Genomic DNA, 20,037 nt, shown 5'->3' with positions numbered 1-20,037 from the left:
AAGCTGAAGGGGCCTTATTTCATGAACGAAAAAAAAGAAAAAATCATTAAAACAAGCATCCAGTTGTTTGCGAAAAAGGGTTTTTCTTCTACGACCATTCAGGAAATTGCAGATGAGTGCGGAATATCAAAAGGCGCATTTTATTTACATTTCAAATCAAAAGAGCAGCTTTTCAATCGCGCCTTTGAATATTATATCGACACGTCCATGCAAAGTATTGAAACGATTCGAAAAGAGAATCAGCATCTCGCGCCGAGAGAGATCTTCCAGAAGCAAATCGCTGAACAGTTTCAGCATTTTGCTGAAAACAAGGATTTTATCATTTTGATCCTCAGCGAGAACATTATTCCAGAAAACCAGCAAATTAAAAAGTATTCAAAAACTGTGAAAAAACAAATGAATGAAGAAATCCAGATTTCCATCTTGACCACTTATGGACAGGAGATCGAACCATATATAACTGACCTGTCAGTCATGTTTCAAGGAATCATCCAATCGTATGTGCAGGTGCTGCTTTTACAAGATCAGATGCAATTATCATTTGATGAGCTCTCTTCCTTTATACTCGAACGGTTTGATGATTTGGTTCAAGGGATGATTCGCTCTCAGACGAAACCTATTTTAAAGCCAACCATTTGGGATGATGATGCGCCGAGTGCTACTTCCCTTCAAGAGGAGCTTCGTTTGTTAAAGCTTGAGCATTTGCTTTCTGATGATACTCTTGTATCCATTGAAGTCATTGAAGAAGAACTGGCGAAAGCTGAGCCTCGTAAGCCAGTCATTCAAGGGATGCTGACGAATTTAGAAAAGTGTGAGGACCCTGCTGTCATAAGAGTAGTCGAACAATTGAAGCTGTTTCTTTCATAATTTTACGCGCTGTTTTTCAGGTTCGTTCCCCTTTATCCCCCTTCGAATGTGCACTTTCGCTTATGCTTCATTATAAGAAAAGAATCTCCGAATTGATATACGGCGGTGGTCTGAATCTATGATAAGACCCTGTCAGTTCAAATAAAAAAACCGCCTCTTCTCATAAGGCGGTTTTTTGCTAATTAGCGTTTTTTGATTTCTTCTAGGAGAATCTTGTTGACCATCGGCGGGTTTGCTTGACCCTTCGATGCTTTCATGATTTGTCCGACTAAGAAACCAATCGCGCGGTCTTTTCCATTTCTAAAGTCTTCGATAGATTGCGGGTTGTTATCAAGTGCTTCTGTCACAAGTTTGAGCAGGGCACCTTCGTCAGAAATTTGGACAAGTCCTTTTTCTTTGACGATTCTTTCTGCGTCTCCCCCATTTTCAATCAGCTCTTTGAATACCTTTTTGGCAATCTTAGAAGAAATCGTTCCTTTTTCGATGAGCTTGATCATGCCAGCCAGGCCTTGCGGCGTTAGCTTTGTATCTTCCAGCTCTTTTTGAGCTGAGTTTAAGTAAGCAGATACTTCGCCCATTAGCCAGTTTGAAGCTTGCTTCGCTTCTGCACCTTCTGTAATGGTTGCTTCAAAGAAATCAGACATTTCTTTTGTCAGTGTCAGCACCATCGCATCATATGCAGGAAGCCCTAGATCATCAATGTAACGTTTGCGGCGCTCGTCTGGAAGCTCTGGGATCGACGCTCTTACACGTTCTTTCCACTCGTCATCAATGTACAGCTCCACTAAATCTGGTTCTGGGAAATAGCGGTAATCATCAGAACCTTCTTTGACACGCATCAGAATCGTCTTTTTAGACGCTTCATCATAGCGGCGCGTTTCTTGTTCGATTAAGCCGCCAGAAAGCAATACTTGCTCTTGACGTTTCTCTTCGAATTCAAGACCTTTTTGTACGAAAGCAAATGAGTTCAAGTTCTTGAGCTCTGTTTTCGTTCCAAACTCTTCACGACCGATCGGACGAAGTGAAATGTTGGCATCACAGCGCAGTGAGCCTTCTTCCATCTTACAGTCAGATACGCCTGTATATTGAATAATGGATTTTAGTTTTTCTAAGTACGCATATGCTTCTTCTGGTGTGCGAATGTCTGGCTCAGATACGATTTCAACAAGCGGTGTGCCTTGACGGTTGAAATCGACAAGTGAATATCCGTCGCCTGTATGCGTCAGTTTACCTGCATCCTCTTCCAAATGGAGACGCGTAATACCGATTCGTTTCGTTTTACCTTCTACTTCAATTTCAATCCAGCCGTTTTCACCGATCGGTTTATCAAATTGAGAAATTTGATACGCCTTTGGGTTATCAGGATAGAAGTAGTTTTTACGGTCAAATTTTGTATCTGTTGCGATCTCGCAGTTTAGCGCCATGGCTGCTTTCATTGCAAAGTTCACCGCTTCTTTGTTCAATACAGGCAGTACGCCAGGATATCCAAGGTCGATGACACTTGTTTGCGTGTTGGCAGCTGCACCAAAAGGTGTCGGCGAGCTGGAGAAAATTTTTGATTGTGTTTTTAGCTCAACGTGGACTTCAAGTCCAATTACCGTTTCAAAGTTCATTCTGATTCACCCCTTACAGTTCAGGTTTTGCTTTATGATGATCTGTTGCTTGCTCGAAAGCGTGAGCCACGCGGTAAACCGTTCCTTCATCAAAGTGCTTGCCAATGATTTGCAGTCCTAACGGAAGACCGTTTGCAAATCCACAAGGCACACTGATTCCTGGAACGCCTGCAAGGTTCACAGGGATTGTTAAAATATCGTTTGCGTACATTGTTAGAGGATCGCTTGTCTTTTCACCAATCTTAAACGCAGGAGTTGGTGTTGTTGGTCCTACAATGACATCATACTTTTCAAAAACATCTTCGAAGTCTTTTTTGATCAAAGTACGGACTTTTTGCGCCTTTTTATAGTATGCATCATAATAACCTGAGCTAAGAGCGAATGTGCCAAGCATGATGCGGCGTTTCACTTCGTTTCCAAAGCCTTCAGAACGAGTATTTTTATATAAATCAATTAGGTTTTCTGCATTATCTGTACGGTAGCCATAACGAATGCCGTCAAAACGCGCAAGGTTTGCAGATGCTTCTGAAGAAGACAGCAAGTAGTAAGTCGCAAGCGCGTATTTAGAATGCGGAAGAGACACTTCTTCCCAAGTTGCACCCAGTCCTTCTAATACTTTTAATGCTTGAAGAACAGACTCTTTTGCTTCCTCGCCAACGCCTTCTCCAAGGTATTCTTTTGGCACAGCAATTTTCATGCCTTTGATGTCTCCAGTTAATGAAGAAAGAAAATCTGGGACGTCGACATTAGCACTCGTTGCATCCATTTGATCTACACCAGCAATCGCTTGAAGAACATATGCGTTGTCCTCTACGTTACGCGTAATCGGCCCGATTTGATCTAATGAAGAAGCAAATGCGATTAAGCCATATCGAGATACACGGCCATACGTTGGTTTCAGACCTACAACGCCGCAGAATGATGCCGGCTGGCGAATCGAACCGCCCGTATCTGATCCGAGTGAAAATGGTACTTCACCTGCTGCAACTGAAGCTGCTGAGCCGCCACTTGATCCACCTGGAACAGTGTTTAAATTCCAAGGGTTTTTCGTTGCTTTGTAGCCTGAGTTTTCTGTAGAAGATCCCATTGCAAATTCGTCCATATTTAATTTACCGATTGTGACTGCTTCCGCATCTCTTAAACGATTGACAACCGTAGCATCATAAATTGGATCAAAGTTTTGCAGGATTTTACTTGATGCAGTTGTACGTAAGTCCTTTGTGACGATGTTATCTTTCACACCGATTGGCATACCAAACAATAGACCAAGCTCGTCCTTTTCACCAACTGCCTCGTCCAATTCCTTTGCATACGCACGAGCTTTCTCTTCGTCCAGTGCAAGGAATGCTTGTACTTTCCCGTCTACTTCATTGATTCGTTTATAAGACTCGTCCACTAAATCAGAAACAGACAGTTCCTTTTTATGTAAAAGCTCTTTTAATTCAGAAATTTTGTGATCAAACAGTGACATGCCTCAGGCCTCCTTTAGTCCAAAATTGATGGCACACGAATATAGCCGTCTTTATGATCAGGCGCGTTTTTGATAACTGCCTCAATGGAAAGACCTTTATTCGGAACATCTTCTCTCATGACGTTTTTCATTTTTAATACGTGTGTTGTTGGTTCAACGTTTTCCGTATCTACCTCGTTTAACTGCTCTGCAAATGAAATGATGCTATCAAGCTGTTCAGTAAACATTTCAGCTTCTTCTTCTGTAATTGCAAGCCGTGCCAAATGCGCCACGTGCTTTACTTCTTCTATTGAAATTCTAGACATGCAGGTTCACCTCCAAAAATGATACGTGTTCGTGGTCATGATCATAAGTCATATACACTTTATCATATCAAATTTTACTGTTCTAAAGCAACTTTACACAGGCTTGAGAAGGTGGCCATTCACCCAAAACCAGAAAGTGTGAAAATAATTTGTATCAGAGATTAAATATTTATCAGAAAATTTTTTCTTTTAAATGTTTTTGGTAGCGCTTACATATAGATTCTCATCAATCATTTACGCATTTTTTTACGTAAGAATGAGGTTTAAGAAGGTTGATCAGCAGGGAATACTCTGATAGGTTAAGTAACCATAGCAGTGAGCAGCCAGACGAATTGGATGTTCTTGTATATTTTGAATGAGGTGATGTCAAATTAATACGAAAAAGGTGATATGGAAACATGAGTATTGAGATTGGAATTTCTCTATGTATTTATTTTATTGGAATGCTGGCCATTGGCTGGTATGCATTTAGAAAAACAAATGACTTGAATGATTATATGTTGGGCGGACGCGGGCTGGGTCCTTACGTGACAGCTCTATCTGCTGGTGCTTCAGATATGAGTGGCTGGATGCTCATGGGACTTCCAGGTGCGATGTATACAACAGGGCTTTCGTCAGGATGGCTTGCTGTTGGTTTGATTAGTGGGGCTTACTTGAATTATCTATTTTTAGCTCCTCGCTTACGATCGTATACTGAGGTTGCTGATGATGCAATCACCATTCCAGACTTTTTTGACAAACGATTTAAAGATTCTTCTACTTTATTAAAAGCTGTCTCAGCTGTTATTATTATGATTTTCTTTACACTGTACACCTCATCAGGTATGGTATCTGGCGGTCGTTTATTCGAATCTGCGTTTGGTGCCAATTATATGTTTGGTTTAATTTTAACCTCTAGTATCGTGATCTTATACACTTTATTCGGCGGCTTTTTGGCAGTTAGCTTAACTGATTTTGTTCAAGGAGCTATTATGTTTTTAGCATTAGTGCTCGTGCCGATCGTTGCCTTTACTCAATTAGGTGGCCCAATTGCCACATATCAAGATATTCAACAAATTGATCCAAAATTGCTTGATATATTCAGAGGAACGAGCGTCATTGGCATTATTTCCTTCTTAGCATGGGGCCTTGGTTACTTTGGACAGCCGCACATTATTGTCCGATTCATGGCCATTACGACTGTAAAAGATTTAAAACCAGCACGTCGTATCGGTATGAGCTGGATGATTGTGTCTGTTATTGGTTCATTATCTGTTGGATTAGTCGGTGTCGCTTATGTACATGAGACTAGTACTACTTTAGCAGACCCAGAAACCATTTTTATTGTGTTTTCTAAGGTGTTATTCCATCCGTATATTACTGGATTTTTACTCTCTGCTATTTTAGCTGCGATTATGAGTTCGATTTCGTCACAGCTGCTTGTGACTGCAAGTGCAATGACAGAGGATTTATACCGGACTTTCTTTAGAAGAAAAGCGTCAGACAAAGAACTAGTGATGATTGGACGTATGTCTGTATTGGTCGTTGCCATTATCGCGCTTTGTCTTTCACTTAATCCAAGTGATACCATTCTTGATCTTGTTGGTTATGCTTGGGCAGGCTTTGGATCTTCATTTGGTCCAGTCATCCTTCTATGCCTATATTGGAAGCGAATGAACCATCACGGTGCACTAGCAGGAATGGTTGTTGGGGCAGTTGTTGTCTTAACATGGATTTCAACCGGCTTGAATAATACAACTGGCTTGTACGAAATGGTTCCAGGATTTATTTTAAGTGGTTTGACTGCCATCATTGTCAGCCTCTTGACCAATAAACCATCTAAAGCTTCTAAAAAGCTGTTTACCAAAATGGAAAATCATCTTGAAGAAGAAACAAAATAAAGAACATGAGGGGTCATCTGCCTTAAGCGGATGACTCTCTTTTTTAAATAAAATGCTTTTCTTTCTCCCATTTCTGAATAAAATAGAAGTTGTGCAGCCATATGGGCTGTGAGAGGATCATATACATGTTGTGAAACGTACATGAAGTGAAGGAGCGATACGCATGTTTTGGACGATTGAATGGGATACAGTCTTAAAGTTAGCCGTGGCCACCTTAATCGGTTTGATTATTGGGCTCGAACGAGAGCTGAAGAAAAAGCCGCTCGGCTTAAAAACGTGTATTGTCATTGCTGTCAGCTCCTGCGTGTTAACCATCATCAGCATTGATGCAGCCTACAATTTCCCTCGAGTCTCTAGGCTTCAAATGGACCCACTCAGGTTACCGGCGCAAATTATATCTGGTGTTGGTTTTATTGGAGCAGGTGTGATTCTGCGAAAAAGCAATGATGTCATCTCAGGTCTCACGACTTCTGCGATGATCTGGGGAGCAGCAGGACTTGGGGTTGCAACAGGGGCAGGATTTTATAAAGAAGCCTTCCTCAGTCTTTTCTTTATTCTGATTAGTGTCGAATTTCTACCGTGGCTCTTCCAGCGGATTGGACCGATTCGCTTACAGGAAAAAGAAATCCGCATCAGAATGTCTCTTTCTGATCGAAACCGTATGACGGATATCTTAAAAGAAATGAAAGCCCTCAACATCCGCATTCATTCTGTTCGTATTGATGATTTAACAGAAAAGAACTACCCGATTATGGAAGTACGCGTACGCGTGCATAAAGATCGCTATACAACTGATGTGTATTTTGATATTAAAGATCTAGAAGGCGTCGTTGGCGTCAAGTGTGATACGGTATAAAAAAAACCCCTTGCTGTTTGTACAGCAGGGGAGTTTTTTTATCGGGCAAGCTGATGAAAATCAAAAGGTGTAATTGGTATTTTTTGTTCAATTTCCTTTCGAAAACATGTCAGCATAGCCTTTTCGTCAGAAGACATTGTTTGGAGATCAAATGCTTGATGTAAAAGCCCATAAATAAGCATATGACGCAGCATAAGAAAATCAGGTATTGTTGCCAGCCACGCGTCATCAAGCTCATTCTCCTGTCGATAGCCTTTTAGAAAATGACTCATAAATTCAGCAGTAAATTCGGCTTTATCCTCATATGGAATCACCGGATACCATAGAACATTGTATAGCAAAATACTAATATCATTGATAAACCAGTGATACCCAATATCATCAAAATCAAATGCAATAATTTCTCCTTGATGATAATGGAAGTTTCCGTGATGTAAATCGGCATGCACCAACCCATAGACATCCTTAGAGATTCGGAGCTGGTGAAGCTTTTGCATCAGTTCATCTTTTCTCTGCAATACAACCGTTTGATCAGAAGGAATATATTTATCAAGCTTTAATTGTTCCTCTTCATACCATTCTTGGCGCTTATAGCGAGGATCTTTCACCTGATATTGTTTTGTTGTTTGATGCATGCGCCCTGTATAGGCACCTAACGCTTCAAACAGCTTGCCATTCCAATCTCCTTCATTCACTTTTCTACCCGGTGCTTTTTCATACACACGAAGTAAAAAAGCGCCTCCAGCTTGATCAGGAATGGTTTCAACATCTTTTCCTCTTGCTGATGAAATCGGCTTTGCTACAGATATCCCATGATGAGATAAGTACCGAAGCCAGTCCATTTCTCCTAAAATATATGTGGGAGATCGGCGAATGGTATGGGTAATTTTCAGTATATAATTCTCCCCATTCATTGCCTTATATTCATACACATAATTTTCTGCATCGGCTAGAAATGTGACTTGGTCTAGCTGAAAGTCATACAAGTGAGCCGCTTTTTTTAAGACTTTCTGTTCATCATAACGTGCTTTTACTTCTTTATGCATGCTGATTCTCCTTTTATCGTCTTTTTAAATATTCACGACGGTAATCAGCATTATACGAGCATCAACATACCAGCCTTTCCTTTTGGAGTCTACTTCTACTTTGACAAATGTTTAGAAAATCCTTTTATTTAGTCATATATATGGACGGTTGGTTCTTTGTCTTCAGCATTTTTCGTGATCAAGGCTTCTTGTTGATCTGAAGATGTGATGTTAATTTCGATATTGGTACTCTTATAGTAATCCATTACTTCACCTGTTAAATATTGCGTGAAAGCTACGACTTCCGTTTTTCCGTAGAACTGCATTGGAATTTCGACTTTCATTTTTTGCAGGTTGCCGTCTTTGTAAAAGCCTTTTCCTACGACACCCGTGTAATTCGGGAAATAGTCTTCAACTTTTGTTTTGAAACGGTCAAATCGCTCGGAATCATCTTTGTAGTTGCCTTTCGCATTATCTGAAGGGAAGAAGACATTCTCCTCTTTGATCGTATCCCAATTGCCGATATCAGCTGAGCCTGCTTTCACATCTGTTTTAGCAATAAAGTTTCCTGGCACGATCGATGATTTTGGTGCTTGCTTATAAAGAGCAATCATGACAGGTACTTTTTGCAATCCATCCATTTGACGAATTCGTTTGATCACTTGTTCAGCAATTTTTTCGCCTTCTGACAGTAGTTTCTTTGAATTTTTCGAAGAATCGATCGTCACTTCTTGCTGAGGATCACCGATATTTTCACGGTAATAATAAACAGAGTTCAGCGCAAGTCCAATGACAACCCCGCCAAGCTGTAAGCTATTTTTATCTTTTCGAATTAAGTAATTATGCTCTAGCATTGAAGCTAAGTAAATTGGACTATTTTCATTTTTAGACTTTGTTGAACCTGAGTTCGGAAGAGCAGGATTTAAGCCTAGATTCTTAAAGTCTTTATCTTCTTTTTCTGCCTTTTTCAAATCACTGCCTGTTTTTTTGCGCGCCAGCCAGCCTAGAACAGTGTCCTCATCTAAATGCTGTCCTTCTTGGAAAAGGTAGTCGTTTGTATTAAATGACTCTGTTGCGAGACGCATGAGTCCTGTTTCAAATTCATCGATGTCCAAGCGTGTGTTGAGACGCTCTGCTGTTAATCCTCTTGCAGCCCCTTGTTTAAACGGCAGCACCATTTTGTAATAAGAGTCAGAGATATTGTACATCGGGATGATGGCTGTTTCTTTCGTTTCATCCGTTTTTTGTGTGACCTCTTCGTCTTCCTTTCCCCCAAAAGGTGCACACGCTGACAATACCAGTGTGAGCATTGTCAGCAGCAATAACAACTTTTTCAATAGAAAACACTCCTCTTATTTCTTTAGCTCCTCGAGCATTTTAGCTTCGTCCCAAATTTCAATATTAAGTTCTTCTGCCTTTGTCAGCTTACTTCCCGCTGCTTCTCCGGCAATGACTAAATCTGTTTTCTTACTCACACTACCTGCCAGTTTACCACCTAATGCTTCGATCGCTGCTTTTGCATCGTTTCGTGCCATTTCTTCTAATTTCCCTGTCAGCACAATGGTTTTGCCTGCAAAATAGGAATCACTTTCTTCAACCTTCACCGGTTTTGGTCCTGTATAGGTCATATTGACCCCAAGCTCTTTTAGTTCATTTAGCAGATTGAGAATTTCTTCTTTTTCAAAGTACGTGACAACAGCATCAGCCATTTTTTCACCGATTTCATCAACTTCGAGTAATTGTTCTTTCGTCGCTTGCTTTAATTGATCAATATCACCGAAATGCATCGCCAAGGTCTTTGCCGCTTTGGAGCCAATAAATCGTATACCGAGTCCAAATAATAAACGCTCTAGAGAGTTTTCTTTCGATTGCTCAATCGAACGCAGTAAATTGTCGACAGATTTTTCGCCCATTCGCTCAAGTTGAATGAGTTCTTCTTTCGTTAATCGGTAAAGATCGGACACACGAGAGACAAGCTGTTCTTTGAAAAGCTGTGTAATGACCCGCTCGCCAAGCCCATCAATGTTCATTGCATTGCGGGAAACAAAGTGAATGAGTCCCTCACGTATTTGGGCAGGGCATTCTGGATTGATGCAGCGTAAAGCCACTTCACCTTCGATTCTCACCAGCTCACTATGACACTCTGGGCATTCCGTCGGCATGTGAAACGGCTTTTCTTCTCCTGTACGCTGATCGATCAGTACACCTGCGACTTCTGGAATAATATCTCCCGCTTTTTTCACAATCACTTGATCAAAAAGGCGAATATCCTTTTCTTTGATCAAATCTTCATTATGAAGAGACGCTCGTTGTACTGTCGTTCCTGCTACTTTGACAGGCTCAAGGATCGCCGTTGGTGTGATGACACCTGTACGCCCGACACTTAGCTCAATATCAAGTAGCTTTGTCACGACCTCTTCAGCTGGAAACTTGTACGCAACAGCCCAGCGGGGACTTTTAGCTGTAAAGCCTAGCTCTTCTTGCTGAGCTAACGAATCGACTTTGATCACAATTCCATCGATTTCATATGAAAAATCAGCACGCTTCGTTTTCAGTGTTTCAATGAGCTCGATCACTTCCTCAATCGTTTGGCACGTCCGTCTTTCTTTGTTCGTTTTAAAGCCAAGTTCGTCGAGAAGATCGAGTCCTTTGCTTTGCGATTCAACACCAATTTCATCAAGCTCCGCTATACTGTAGACGAAGATATCAAGGTTTCGTTTCGCCGCAATTTTTGTATCAAGCTGACGAAGTGAGCCGGCGGCCGCATTACGCGGGTTCGCAAACGGCTCTTCTTCGTTTTGTAATCTTTTTTCGTTTAATGCTTCAAAGGAAGGTTTTGGCATAAATGCCTCGCCTCTCACTTCAATAGACAAAGGACGTTTGATTTTGAGTGGGATCGAACGAATGGTTTTGAGATTTTCAGTAATATCCTCACCCGTTGTCCCATCTCCACGAGTAGCACCTCGAACAAACACGCCATTTTCATAACGGAGAGAAACAGCGAGTCCGTCAATTTTCAGCTCGACATTGTATGCGATATCGTCACCGACTGCTTGACGAACCCGGCGGTCAAAATCAAGAAGGTCCTGTTCATTAAACGCATTCCCAAGGCTGAGCATCGGTGTGCCATGACGCACTTTTTGGAAGGCGTCTAACACAGCGCCTCCTACTCTTTGTGAGGGAGAGTCCGCTGCTTTTAAATCAGGGTGCTCTTCCTCTAAAGAGATCAGCTCACGCATTCGCGCATCATATTCAGCGTCAGGAACACTTGGACGATCCAGTGTATGATATTCGTAGTTGTATTGGTTCAAAATCTCGTGCAGTTCCTCGATCCGGCGTTTCGCTGCTTCTTTATCCATCTGCTTCTTCCTTTCAATTCATCCGTTTTATAAGTTCTACCAGTTTATTGCTTCTCAATTGGCGCAAATGCTGCGAGAAGACGCTTAATGCCTGTAGGGCTTGGGAAGGCAATATCAAGCTCTGTACTGTCTCCACTGCCTTTTACACTGACAACCGTTCCAACGCCCCATTTTTTATGAGCCGCTTTATCGCCCACAGCCCAGCCAATACTTCCGCCGCCTGTGTTTTGAATGGTTTGAGTTTGCGGACGTGAGACAGGTCCCCGTCTTTGCGGTCGTTCTCTTGTTTGGCCAAATGGTGTTTTGGTTTCTTTTTTCTCATTTAGGTTGTCCAATAAATCGGCTGGTATTTCTCGAATGAATCTTGATTCAAGGTTCATGTTTGTCCGGCCGAAGAGTGTTCTCATCTTGGCACTTGATAAATAAAGCTCTTCTTCCGCACGTGTGATGCCTACATAAGCAAGGCGGCGCTCTTCTTCCATCTCTGCATCTTCCATTAATGAACGGCTGTGCGGGAAGACCCCCTCCTCCATGCCCATTAAGAAGACAACGGGGAATTCTAGACCTTTTGCGGCGTGAAGCGTCATTAAAATGACCGCATCCTGATCTTCTTCCTCATTTTCATCCAGCTTATCGATGTCTGCGACAAGGGCAAGGTCTGTCAGGAAAGTCACAAGGGACTTGTCTTCATTTTGTTCTTCAAAGTTCTTAGTCACAGAGAGAAACTCGTCAATATTTTCTAGACGACTTTGTGCTTCAATCGTTTTTTCAACCTTTAGTGCTTCACGATAGCCTGTTTTCTCTAGAATTTCTTCTGTTAGTTCTGTGACAGATAAATAATCCTGCATATTGGTCATTTGATCAATGAGCTGTTTAAATTCATCAAGCGCATTGGCTGCCCTTGCACTGAGTCCAATGAAATCTACCTGAGCAAGTGCTTCAAACATAGACAGATCATTCATCTCGGCATATGCCGCAATTTTATCAACAGAAGTTGCACCGATTCCGCGCTTTGGTACGTTAACGATTCGTGCAAAGCTAATGTCGTCATCTGGGTTAGCTACTAGACGTAAGTACGCCAAAATGTCCTTGATCTCTTTTCTGTCATAGAACTTCGTGCCGCCGACAATGTTGTATTGAATGTTTGACTTCAATAATGTTTCCTCTATGACACGAGACTGGGCATTGGTCCGATAAAGAATCGCAAAATCGGATAATTTACGCTTGCCGCTCTGATGAAGCTGATGAATCTTTCCAGCAACAAATTGTCCTTCACCGAATTCATTATCTGCACGGTAATAAGCAATCTTCGCTCCTTCATCATTTTCTGTCCAAAGATTTTTCGGCTTACGGTTTGAATTGTTTTGAATCACTGTGTTTGCAGCATTCAAAATACGTTTAGTCGATCTATAATTTTGCTCAAGCAAAATCACTTCACTGGACGGATAATCTTTTTCAAAGGAGAGAATGTTTGTAATATCCGCTCCGCGCCAGCGATAGATGGACTGATCCGAGTCACCGACCACACATATATTTTGAAAACGTTGAGCGAGCAGTTTCACAAGCATGTACTGCGCTCTGTTTGTATCCTGATACTCATCGACATGAATGTATTGGAATTTTCGCTGATAGTGTTCTAATACTTCAGGGATGCGCTCAAACAGACGAATCGTCATCATAATAAGATCATCAAAATCGAGTGATTGGTTCTTGAGTAATCGTTTTTGATAATCTGTGTAGACGTCGCTGACCACTTGATCATAGAAATCACCAGCTGTTTTGGCGTATTCCTCTGCGTCAATGAGTTCGTTTTTTGCACTACTGATTGAACCTAAAATGCTACGTGGATCAAACTTTTTAGGATCGATATTTCGTTCTTTTAAAATGTTTTTAATAACTGAAAGCTGATCAGATGTGTCTAATATAGAAAAGTTGCGATTTACACCAATACGGTCAATATCGCGTCGTAAAATGCGCACACACATGCTGTGGAACGTAGAGATCCATATATCATCCGCACCAGGCCCTAAAATGGCTTGTACACGCTCACGCATTTCACGTGCTGCTTTATTTGTAAACGTAATCGCTAAAATGTTCCACGGAGCCACATGCTTTTCTGCCATTAAATAAGCAATTCGATGTGTGAGCACCCGTGTCTTTCCGCTTCCTGCTCCTGCCATCAAGAGTAGCGGACCGTCAGTTGCTTTGACCGCTTCTTTCTGTGCGTCATTCAGCCCTTCTAATAGATGATTCGATATTTCATTCATTCCATTCACCGCCAATTCGAACTTATGTTCTATTTTAACCCGTTTCATCTTGTTTGACTATGATGATTTTTTGACTGCGCTCACTGTCTTTAATGCTTCTTTGAAATTGTCATAAATGACGTTTCCTACAACAACCACGTCCGCATGCTGCGCAAAATCTTCTGCCTGTTTTGCGTTTTCAATGCCCCCGCCATAAAAAAGAACCGTATCAGAAAGCACTGCTTTCGTTTCTTTCACTAGCTCTATATCTCCAAGCGTTCCGCTGTATTCTAGATAAAAAATGGGCAGCTTCATCAAATGCTCTGCCACTCTTGCATATGCTCTTACGTCATCGATGTCCAGTGCTGTATTTGCTTCTGTAAGCTTGGCCGCTTTACATTCTTCATTTAAAATCACATAGCCTTCAGGCACGATCTCTTCCATTGACATCAAATCACCGAATTCCTTCATCGCGTCCTTGTGAAGCCCAACAATCCAATCAGGATGAGAGCTGTTTAAGACGGTCGGAATGAAATACAGATCAAAGCCCGGCACAATCATTTCATGTGTTGAGATTTCAAGCACACATGGCACAAGAAACCGGCGGACCTTTGACATCAATTGAAGCACGTTGTCCTCTGTCACATTGTCACTGCCGCCAATCAATATCGCATCCGTACCAGATTCGCAAATCGCCTCTAGCTGTTCATCGGATATTTCTTTATTCGGATCGAGTTTAAAGACATGCTTCCACTCGGTAACATCATACATGAAAAATGTTCCTCCATTCGTTTCATTCCATTTAAATATTATAACAAAATCAGTGACCGCAAAAAATGGGTAACCTCCTTCAGCTAAAAGTTTCATTCTTTTGAAAATGGTGTTCATGACTTTAAGTTAGATTGCTGAAAACATCTAGGAGCTGAGAGGGTTGATCTTTGACCGTTCACTGATAGGAAAGTTTTGTATCACCACATGTTATTATACAATAAAGGGACATTTTACTATTGATCAAAAAACCATACATAAAGTAGGTGATCCACTTGAAAAGAGCCATCACATATGATCAAACGATCGACATCGGATACATCTATCTCCTGCCTGTGGGAATTGGGACAATCAAAGAAACCATTGAATTAGATGTAAATGAATGTGTGAACGTAGATATTGACAAAGAGGGCCGAGTAGCTGGTTTGGAGTTATTTGCAGAAGAAACCAAGGTTTTGAAGCATGCACCCGTTTATGAGGATGAGCTTTCGTTACGTTTTACAGATCAGGAAGTTCTCTCAACCTATCATTTATCAGGCATTGAATTTCTTTTCTCGACGCCTGATCACGAAGGGTTGATCGGTTTTACGATTGTCGATCCTCTTCGATATACCATCAAAAAACAGACAAGAAAAAACCGTTTTGAATGGTCAAAACGGTTTTTCCAAACTATTGTCTCGCTTCATTGAAATAATGGACGGATGTCATGGCCCCTTCATCGACCATCTTGTTGTCTTGAATATCTAATGGATCAGGGTGTCCAGCTTTTTCAGGAATCTTTTCATCTGAGCGGAACATGCTTGCCCATTTTTTGAGATGCTGTTTATTTTTCACTGCTAATAACACTGCACCACCAACCCCTAATCCTGCAAGTACATACGCATTCGGACGCTTATTCATGTATGTTCCCTCCCCTTATGATCTTATTTGTAAGTTACCCCGCCTTTTCATTTCTAAACGTCACAATCTGTTGAAGTGGTTTCTCTTTCAATGAAAAGTGGAATAACAACAGCAACGATAGAGAAAAGAGGGGATCTTTGTGACAACAACTTTCATTGTCATTGGCGCACTATTAGTGATTTTTTTCATCATACCAATCATTTTATTCATCTGGATTTGGATGCGAGATGAAAAACAGGAAGAGCATTCTGTCCTGCGAAATTATCCGGTCATTGGAAAGCTACGGTTTATTTTTGAAAAAATCGGACCTGAGCTTCGCCAATATCTGTTTCTAAATGATCGGGAGGAGCTTCCTTTCTCAAGAAGAGAATACGAGCAAGCTGTCATGTCTGGGAAGTACAAAAGCCGGACGATGGGCTTTGGATCAAAACGTGATTTTGACAAGCCTGGCTACTACATTCGCAACGTCCTATTTCCAAAACAGCGAGATGAGTTACGCATCGATCAATCTGAAAAAATCCAAACAAAAGTGTATCAGATCGATCAAGACAATTTACTGAGAAGAAGTGAACATACCAAAGAGGTCGAAGCAAAACCTTACTATCTCCATCAAGACGATGTCCAAGTGATTGGTGAGCACACATGTCAAAAGCCTTTCCGTGTAAAAGGCCTGATTGGACAGTCTGCCATGAGCTACGGATCTTTAGGCGACAGGGCCATTACAGCATTATCCTCAGGATTAAAGATGGCTGGCGGTACGTGGATGAACACAGGTGAAGGCGGGCTTTCTCCCTATCACCTCAAAGGCGGAGCCGATATTATATGCCAGATTGGGCCCGGTCTATTTGGCGTGAGAACAGAGGATGGCGCCTTTTCCTTTGAAGAGTTTAAGAAAAAAAGCGAGCACGAGGAAGTCAAAGCCTTTGAGCTGAAGCTGGCTCAAGGAGCTAAAACACGCGGCGGACATATTGACGGTGAAAAGGTCACCGAAGAAATTGCAAACATCCGTAAATTGCCGCCCCACCAATCCATTGACAGCCCAAATCGATTTGAGATGTTCCACTCCATTCCTGATATGTTTGATTTCATTGAACAGTTGCGAAGTATAGGCGGAAAGCCTGTCGGCATCAAGCTTGTGGTCGGACATAAAGAAAACATTGAGGAACTTGCAGCGTACATGAAAAAAAGCGGAAAGCATCCTGATTTCATTACAGTGGATGGCGGAGAAGGCGGCACTGGTGCGTCCTTTCATGAATTGGCAGATTCCGCAGGGCTGCCGATTTTCACGGCACTCCCAATGGTTCATCAAATATTGAAGGAATACGGTGTCAGAGATCAGGTAAAACTCTTTGCTTCTGGCAAACTTCTCTCACCTGATAAAATTGCGATTGCCCTTTCCATGGGTGCTGACTTTGTCAATATTGCACGGGGACTCATGTTTTCAGTCGGCTGTATTCGCGCCCAAGTGTGTCACACGAATAAATGCCCAGTCGGGGTCGCCACTACTGATCCAAAGCTGCAAAAGGGTTTATCCATTGAAGAAAAGAAATACCGAGTCTGCAATTATATCCTTTCTCTAAGAGAAGGTTTGTTTAACTTATCCGCAGCCGCAGGAATTGAATCTCCCATTCATTTTAATGAGAAACATATTGTCTACAGACAAGAAAATGGTCAGACAAGTGAAGTCCCTATTTTTTCAGGAACACAGCCGTCTGTCTAGTTTGAGAAAAGGTGCGTTTATGCACCTTTTTTTCGATTGACATTTTGGCTCAATCGCGTATAAAAATGACCATGAAGTGGAGAGTTGGAAGATACGAGAGAAAAAGGTTCGCGGGATGAGACGGAAGACGAATGAGATGGTGACAAGAAAGGAGAAAGATGGTTTATAGGCAAGCTAAAATAAAAAACAGGACTCGCTTTTCAGCCAGTCCTTGCTTGTTTTTTCAGCGCTCTTCATAAAAAAACTGTAAACAACGCCATTCTTGTTGAAAAGAATTGTTTACAGTGAAAGCTGTTTTATTTTGTTTCGTCATTTGCCTGCTGTTCTGCTACGCGGTCAAGTGCCATTGTATAGGCATCGTTTCCGTAGTTCAAGCAGCGTTTGACTCGTGAGATGGTTGCAGTGCTTGCACCTGTCTCCGTCTCAATTTTATGATACGTGTTTCCCTCGCGAAGCATACGTGCTACTTCAAGACGCTGTGATAAAGATTGAATTTCATTGATGGTACACAAATCATCAAAGAATCGGTAGCATTCTTCCAGGTCTTTAAGGGATAAGATGGAGTTGAATAACTGATCTAAGCTTTTGCCCCTTAATTTATCAATTTGCATCTTTATACATCTTCTCCTTTACTATTGGCACCGCTTCGCACGACATTCTGCGGAGAAAGCGGTATCTTTCCTGACTAATTTTTTTCAACCTCAGCAATGAGCTTTGAACGAATCATGACAGGTTTGTTTATACGCTGGAAATGCCGTCAGTTCTTTCGTAAGCCGAAGCTTCTTTATCGTATACAAATTCGACAAGTTCTGTCATTTTCCTTGTTCGACAATCTGACAAACTTGTTTGCTTCCGATATCCAGATCACTTCTACTTCATTAGGGCTTCCCTAAAAATACAGGTTGTACGGAAAGCTCAGCGAGACCACAAACATGCGCCCCGCCTCGCTCAATTATTCAAAATATGTTGGTCGGCCAGCGTAACCGACAGATTCATTTTTTCATTAGGGCATTTCACTCGTCATGTCAAAGCCCTCTGCTTCAACAACTCCACATAAGCATTTTCACCTACATGGCAGCGAAGAGATCCATTGCTCACGTCTGCCCTATAACAGCGGTCAGAAATCCAGCAAATATGATACAGCTCCACTCTGTTATATTTTAACGCATTATAGACGGAAAGAGTACAGTTTTTTTCATGACATCAAATATTCCTCTTGGTGTCACTCGAATATACGGCAAATGTGTACTTTGGAAAAAGACAAGTGTATCAATTGGGCAATCAAATGGATAGCCTCTCTCAATGAGCAGCTCTCGCAAGGTTTGTATTTGCTGAAGGACTGTCTCGAACGGTTCAGCAGAGGCACAGCCTGATAGTTGCAGCGGGATTTCGTGCAAAATTTCCCCGTTCTCTGTGAGGACGATCCCCCCGCCAATTTCTTTCATTCGCTTATGTGCCAGCATCATATCTTCTTTATTTTTCCCGATCACTAAAATGTCACCAGTGAGTGAAAATGAGCTGACAAACCCTTGCACTTTGTTTGCAAACCCTTTGAGCATCGTGTTTACACGCCACTCGCCTTTTCGGTCAATCAGGCTAAAGAAACTTTGATCATGATCACATGACAGCTGATTCACAGAGTTATCAATCTCCACTGTATACGGCTCCATGATGACAGCATTTCTCATTTTGACACCTAGTGGCATGGAAAATTGCAAATCACTCGTCGTCAGATCATAGCCTAGATCTAATGGAACAAGCCCGCCATTTTCCCATTTTGTTTCTTGAAATTGATGCTGGTTCTCTCCATCTAATTTGAGGATGACTCCTTTAGATATGACCGTTTCAGGATTTGGATTCATTGGATCATCTAACACATTCAAAGAAGCCAGACGTCCTGGACCAACAACACCTAATAAGTCATCAATTTGATAGTATTTCGCAATGTTAAAGGTCGCCATATTATATGCATCGATGATAGGCACGCCTTCATCAAGGGCAATTGAAATCAAACGATTAATCATACCCTCCTCATAAAAATGAGGCGCTGCTCCATCTGTTGTATAGAAGAAGTGATCATAGTGTCTAAAATCACGCTCGTGCAGCTCTCTTAAAATGTTCACTAAATCTGGGCGGATGGAAGAATGACGAAGTGAGACATGGTAGCCAAGAGACAAACGTTTGAGCACATCGTCTGCATTCATCGCTTCATGATCGCTGTCCGCGCCAAACAGCTTCATTTTTGTTAGCGTTTTCTCAGAAGCGCCAGGGAAATGCCCTTCAATTCGTTTCCGCTGCTTCTTCGTTTCTTGCATGCAATATAAAATGAGATCATCTCCGTCCATCAATCTTGGCCAGCTTGTTAATTCGCCGCCTTGAAGGACATCTGGATGATCAATCCATTCCTTGCGATAGTTGATAGGAAGCATCTCATCTTCATATCTGACTTCGGTTTGAAGATCGTATCTAGACCACCAGAAATACTGAAATGGCTGCTGTTTTAATTCACACAGAGTGGAAAGCGCTTTCTTTTCATTGCTCTGCAAAAGAAGAAATAAGTTATCACTAACCATCGTGGTTGTGCCAAATTGAGACACATATTCTGCAAGTGATTGGGGATTATAAATATGGAACGGATGCGCGTGAGGCTCTATATACCCAGGCACAATGTATTTCCCTTCACAATCAATCACACGTTTAGCTGATTTATTTTGAGGAAGCTCTGCTCCGACATAAACAATTCGATCATCATGTATCCAAATATTTGCCTTTACCCATTGTTTTAAAAACGGGTTTAGCACGAGTCCATTCGTTAAAAGGAGTGTTGGAACTATTTTTGAGTCGACTACATCGATTTGTGTGCGGATGTCATTGTTTCTCCAATTAAAAGTACGTTCGGACATTCACATACTCTCCTTCATTTGTATTAGCCCTATCGTAACATAACGAACCACGTTACGCATTAATGAAACGTTACAATTTCTTGAAATCACACTTAAAATATTTAAAAAAGGAGATTTACCTTCA

Annotated in this window: 16 protein-coding genes; 5 read left to right on the top strand and 11 right to left on the bottom strand. The window is 41.6% G+C overall.

What is annotated here, in order from left to right; translation table 11 throughout:
• Nucleotides 1-21: 21 nt before the first annotated feature.
• A complete protein-coding gene (locus tag MKX52_RS03300) occupies nucleotides 22-867 on the top strand; it encodes a TetR/AcrR family transcriptional regulator (RefSeq protein WP_151021799.1) in 846 nt (281 codons plus the stop codon).
• Nucleotides 868-1,049: 182 nt separating this feature from the next.
• Here the strand turns inward: MKX52_RS03300 and gatB are convergent, their stop codons facing one another.
• From gatB to gatC, 3 genes are read right to left on the bottom strand one after another with little or no spacing between them, the layout of a single operon-like run.
• A complete protein-coding gene (gene gatB / locus MKX52_RS03295) occupies nucleotides 1,050-2,480 on the bottom strand; it encodes an Asp-tRNA(Asn)/Glu-tRNA(Gln) amidotransferase subunit GatB (RefSeq protein WP_342491472.1) in 1,431 nt (476 codons plus the stop codon).
• A gap of 13 nt (nucleotides 2,481-2,493) precedes the next feature.
• A complete protein-coding gene (gatA, locus tag MKX52_RS03290) occupies nucleotides 2,494-3,951 on the bottom strand; it encodes an Asp-tRNA(Asn)/Glu-tRNA(Gln) amidotransferase subunit GatA (protein WP_044141558.1) in 1,458 nt (485 codons plus the stop codon).
• A 14-nt stretch (nucleotides 3,952-3,965) separates the two neighbouring features.
• Nucleotides 3,966-4,256: an Asp-tRNA(Asn)/Glu-tRNA(Gln) amidotransferase subunit GatC gene (gene gatC / locus MKX52_RS03285; RefSeq protein WP_003213898.1), complete on the bottom strand. Its 291-nt coding sequence runs from the start codon at nucleotides 4,254-4,256 to the stop codon at nucleotides 3,966-3,968.
• Nucleotides 4,257-4,654: 398 nt separating this feature from the next.
• Between gatC and putP the strand changes: the two genes are divergently transcribed.
• Nucleotides 4,655-6,136: a sodium/proline symporter PutP gene (putP, locus tag MKX52_RS03280; RefSeq protein WP_342491471.1), complete on the top strand. Its 1,482-nt coding sequence runs from the start codon at nucleotides 4,655-4,657 to the stop codon at nucleotides 6,134-6,136.
• Between the two features lie 157 nt (nucleotides 6,137-6,293).
• Entirely contained in the window at nucleotides 6,294-6,992 is a 699-nt protein-coding gene (locus MKX52_RS03275) for an MgtC/SapB family protein (RefSeq protein ID WP_170938431.1), read from the top strand.
• Between the two features lie 38 nt (nucleotides 6,993-7,030).
• Here the strand turns inward: MKX52_RS03275 and MKX52_RS03270 are convergent, their stop codons facing one another.
• From MKX52_RS03270 to MKX52_RS03250, 5 genes are all read right to left on the bottom strand, one after another.
• Nucleotides 7,031-8,038, bottom strand: a complete 1,008-nt coding sequence (locus MKX52_RS03270) for a phosphotransferase (RefSeq protein ID WP_342491470.1) — start codon at nucleotides 8,036-8,038, stop codon at nucleotides 7,031-7,033.
• Nucleotides 8,039-8,166: 128 nt separating this feature from the next.
• On the bottom strand, nucleotides 8,167-9,327 hold the full coding sequence (locus MKX52_RS03265; protein WP_238389160.1) for a CamS family sex pheromone protein: 1,161 nt from the start codon (nucleotides 9,325-9,327) through the stop codon (nucleotides 8,167-8,169).
• A 42-nt stretch (nucleotides 9,328-9,369) separates the two neighbouring features.
• On the bottom strand, nucleotides 9,370-11,376 hold the full coding sequence (gene ligA, locus MKX52_RS03260) for an NAD-dependent DNA ligase LigA (RefSeq protein ID WP_342491469.1): 2,007 nt from the start codon (nucleotides 11,374-11,376) through the stop codon (nucleotides 9,370-9,372).
• A 44-nt stretch (nucleotides 11,377-11,420) separates the two neighbouring features.
• Nucleotides 11,421-13,643, bottom strand: coding sequence for a DNA helicase PcrA (gene pcrA, locus MKX52_RS03255; protein ID WP_012009165.1), 2,223 nt, complete (start codon nucleotides 13,641-13,643; stop codon nucleotides 11,421-11,423).
• 57 nt (nucleotides 13,644-13,700) lie between these two features.
• Nucleotides 13,701-14,393: a heptaprenylglyceryl phosphate synthase gene (locus MKX52_RS03250; protein WP_041816135.1), complete on the bottom strand. Its 693-nt coding sequence runs from the start codon at nucleotides 14,391-14,393 to the stop codon at nucleotides 13,701-13,703.
• 272 nt (nucleotides 14,394-14,665) lie between these two features.
• Between MKX52_RS03250 and MKX52_RS03245 the strand changes: the two genes are divergently transcribed.
• Nucleotides 14,666-15,079 carry a DUF2283 domain-containing protein gene (locus tag MKX52_RS03245; protein ID WP_342491468.1) on the top strand — a complete coding sequence of 138 codons (414 nt, stop codon included), beginning with the start codon at nucleotides 14,666-14,668 and terminating at the stop codon, nucleotides 15,077-15,079.
• Here the strand turns inward: MKX52_RS03245 and MKX52_RS03240 are convergent.
• Nucleotides 15,060-15,290, bottom strand: coding sequence for a hypothetical protein (locus MKX52_RS03240; protein ID WP_024426686.1), 231 nt, complete (start codon nucleotides 15,288-15,290; stop codon nucleotides 15,060-15,062). The two genes, MKX52_RS03245 and MKX52_RS03240, sit on opposite strands and share 20 nt — an antisense overlap.
• A gap of 139 nt (nucleotides 15,291-15,429) precedes the next feature.
• On the opposite strand from MKX52_RS03240, the gene MKX52_RS03235 reads away from it, so the two are divergent.
• Nucleotides 15,430-17,010 carry an FMN-binding glutamate synthase family protein gene (locus MKX52_RS03235; RefSeq protein WP_144456727.1) on the top strand — a complete coding sequence of 527 codons (1,581 nt, stop codon included), beginning with the start codon at nucleotides 15,430-15,432 and terminating at the stop codon, nucleotides 17,008-17,010.
• Nucleotides 17,011-17,306: 296 nt separating this feature from the next.
• On the opposite strand, the gene MKX52_RS03230 is transcribed toward MKX52_RS03235, so the two are convergent.
• Together MKX52_RS03230 and MKX52_RS03225 are read right to left on the bottom strand one after the other, a co-directional pair.
• Entirely contained in the window at nucleotides 17,307-17,621 is a 315-nt protein-coding gene (locus MKX52_RS03230) for a YerC/YecD family TrpR-related protein (protein ID WP_003214053.1), read from the bottom strand.
• Nucleotides 17,622-18,170: 549 nt separating this feature from the next.
• Nucleotides 18,171-19,913 (bottom strand): adenine deaminase C-terminal domain-containing protein, encoded by a 1,743-nt coding sequence (locus MKX52_RS03225; RefSeq protein ID WP_088001818.1) that lies wholly within the window; start codon nucleotides 19,911-19,913, stop codon nucleotides 18,171-18,173.
• Between the last annotated feature and the right edge of the window lie 124 nt (nucleotides 19,914-20,037).

The sequence above is a fragment of the Bacillus sp. FSL R5-0422 genome (assembly GCF_038610765.1).
Classification (GTDB): Bacteria; Bacillota; Bacilli; order Bacillales; family Bacillaceae; genus Bacillus; species Bacillus pumilus_O.
The sequence above is the reverse complement of the archived record's forward strand: the minus strand, read 5'-3'. Positions and strand labels throughout refer to the sequence as shown.

What these genes read in the sequence shown, in the direction of transcription:
- MKX52_RS03250 (WP_041816135.1), bottom strand. Translation starts at nt 14,393, where the DNA reads ATGTATGATGTTACCGAGTGGAAGCATGTCTTTAAACTCGATCCGAAT.
- MKX52_RS03230 (WP_003214053.1), bottom strand. Translation starts at nt 17,621, where the DNA reads ATGCAAATTGATAAATTAAGGGGCAAAAGCTTAGATCAGTTATTCAAC.
- MKX52_RS03225 (WP_088001818.1), bottom strand. Translation starts at nt 19,913, where the DNA reads ATGTCCGAACGTACTTTTAATTGGAGAAACAATGACATCCGCACACAA.
- gatB (WP_342491472.1), bottom strand. Translation starts at nt 2,480, where the DNA reads ATGAACTTTGAAACGGTAATTGGACTTGAAGTCCACGTTGAGCTAAAA.
- ligA (WP_342491469.1), bottom strand. Translation starts at nt 11,376, where the DNA reads ATGGATAAAGAAGCAGCGAAACGCCGGATCGAGGAACTGCACGAGATT.
- MKX52_RS03270 (WP_342491470.1), bottom strand. Translation starts at nt 8,038, where the DNA reads ATGCATAAAGAAGTAAAAGCACGTTATGATGAACAGAAAGTCTTAAAA.
- gatC (WP_003213898.1), bottom strand. Translation starts at nt 4,256, where the DNA reads ATGTCTAGAATTTCAATAGAAGAAGTAAAGCACGTGGCGCATTTGGCA.
- pcrA (WP_012009165.1), bottom strand. Translation starts at nt 13,643, where the DNA reads ATGAATGAAATATCGAATCATCTATTAGAAGGGCTGAATGACGCACAG.
- gatA (WP_044141558.1), bottom strand. Translation starts at nt 3,951, where the DNA reads ATGTCACTGTTTGATCACAAAATTTCTGAATTAAAAGAGCTTTTACAT.
- putP (WP_342491471.1), top strand. Translation starts at nt 4,655, where the DNA reads ATGAGTATTGAGATTGGAATTTCTCTATGTATTTATTTTATTGGAATG.
- MKX52_RS03300 (WP_151021799.1), top strand. Translation starts at nt 22, where the DNA reads ATGAACGAAAAAAAAGAAAAAATCATTAAAACAAGCATCCAGTTGTTT.
- MKX52_RS03265 (WP_238389160.1), bottom strand. Translation starts at nt 9,327, where the DNA reads ATGCTCACACTGGTATTGTCAGCGTGTGCACCTTTTGGGGGAAAGGAA.
- MKX52_RS03240 (WP_024426686.1), bottom strand. Translation starts at nt 15,290, where the DNA reads ATGAATAAGCGTCCGAATGCGTATGTACTTGCAGGATTAGGGGTTGGT.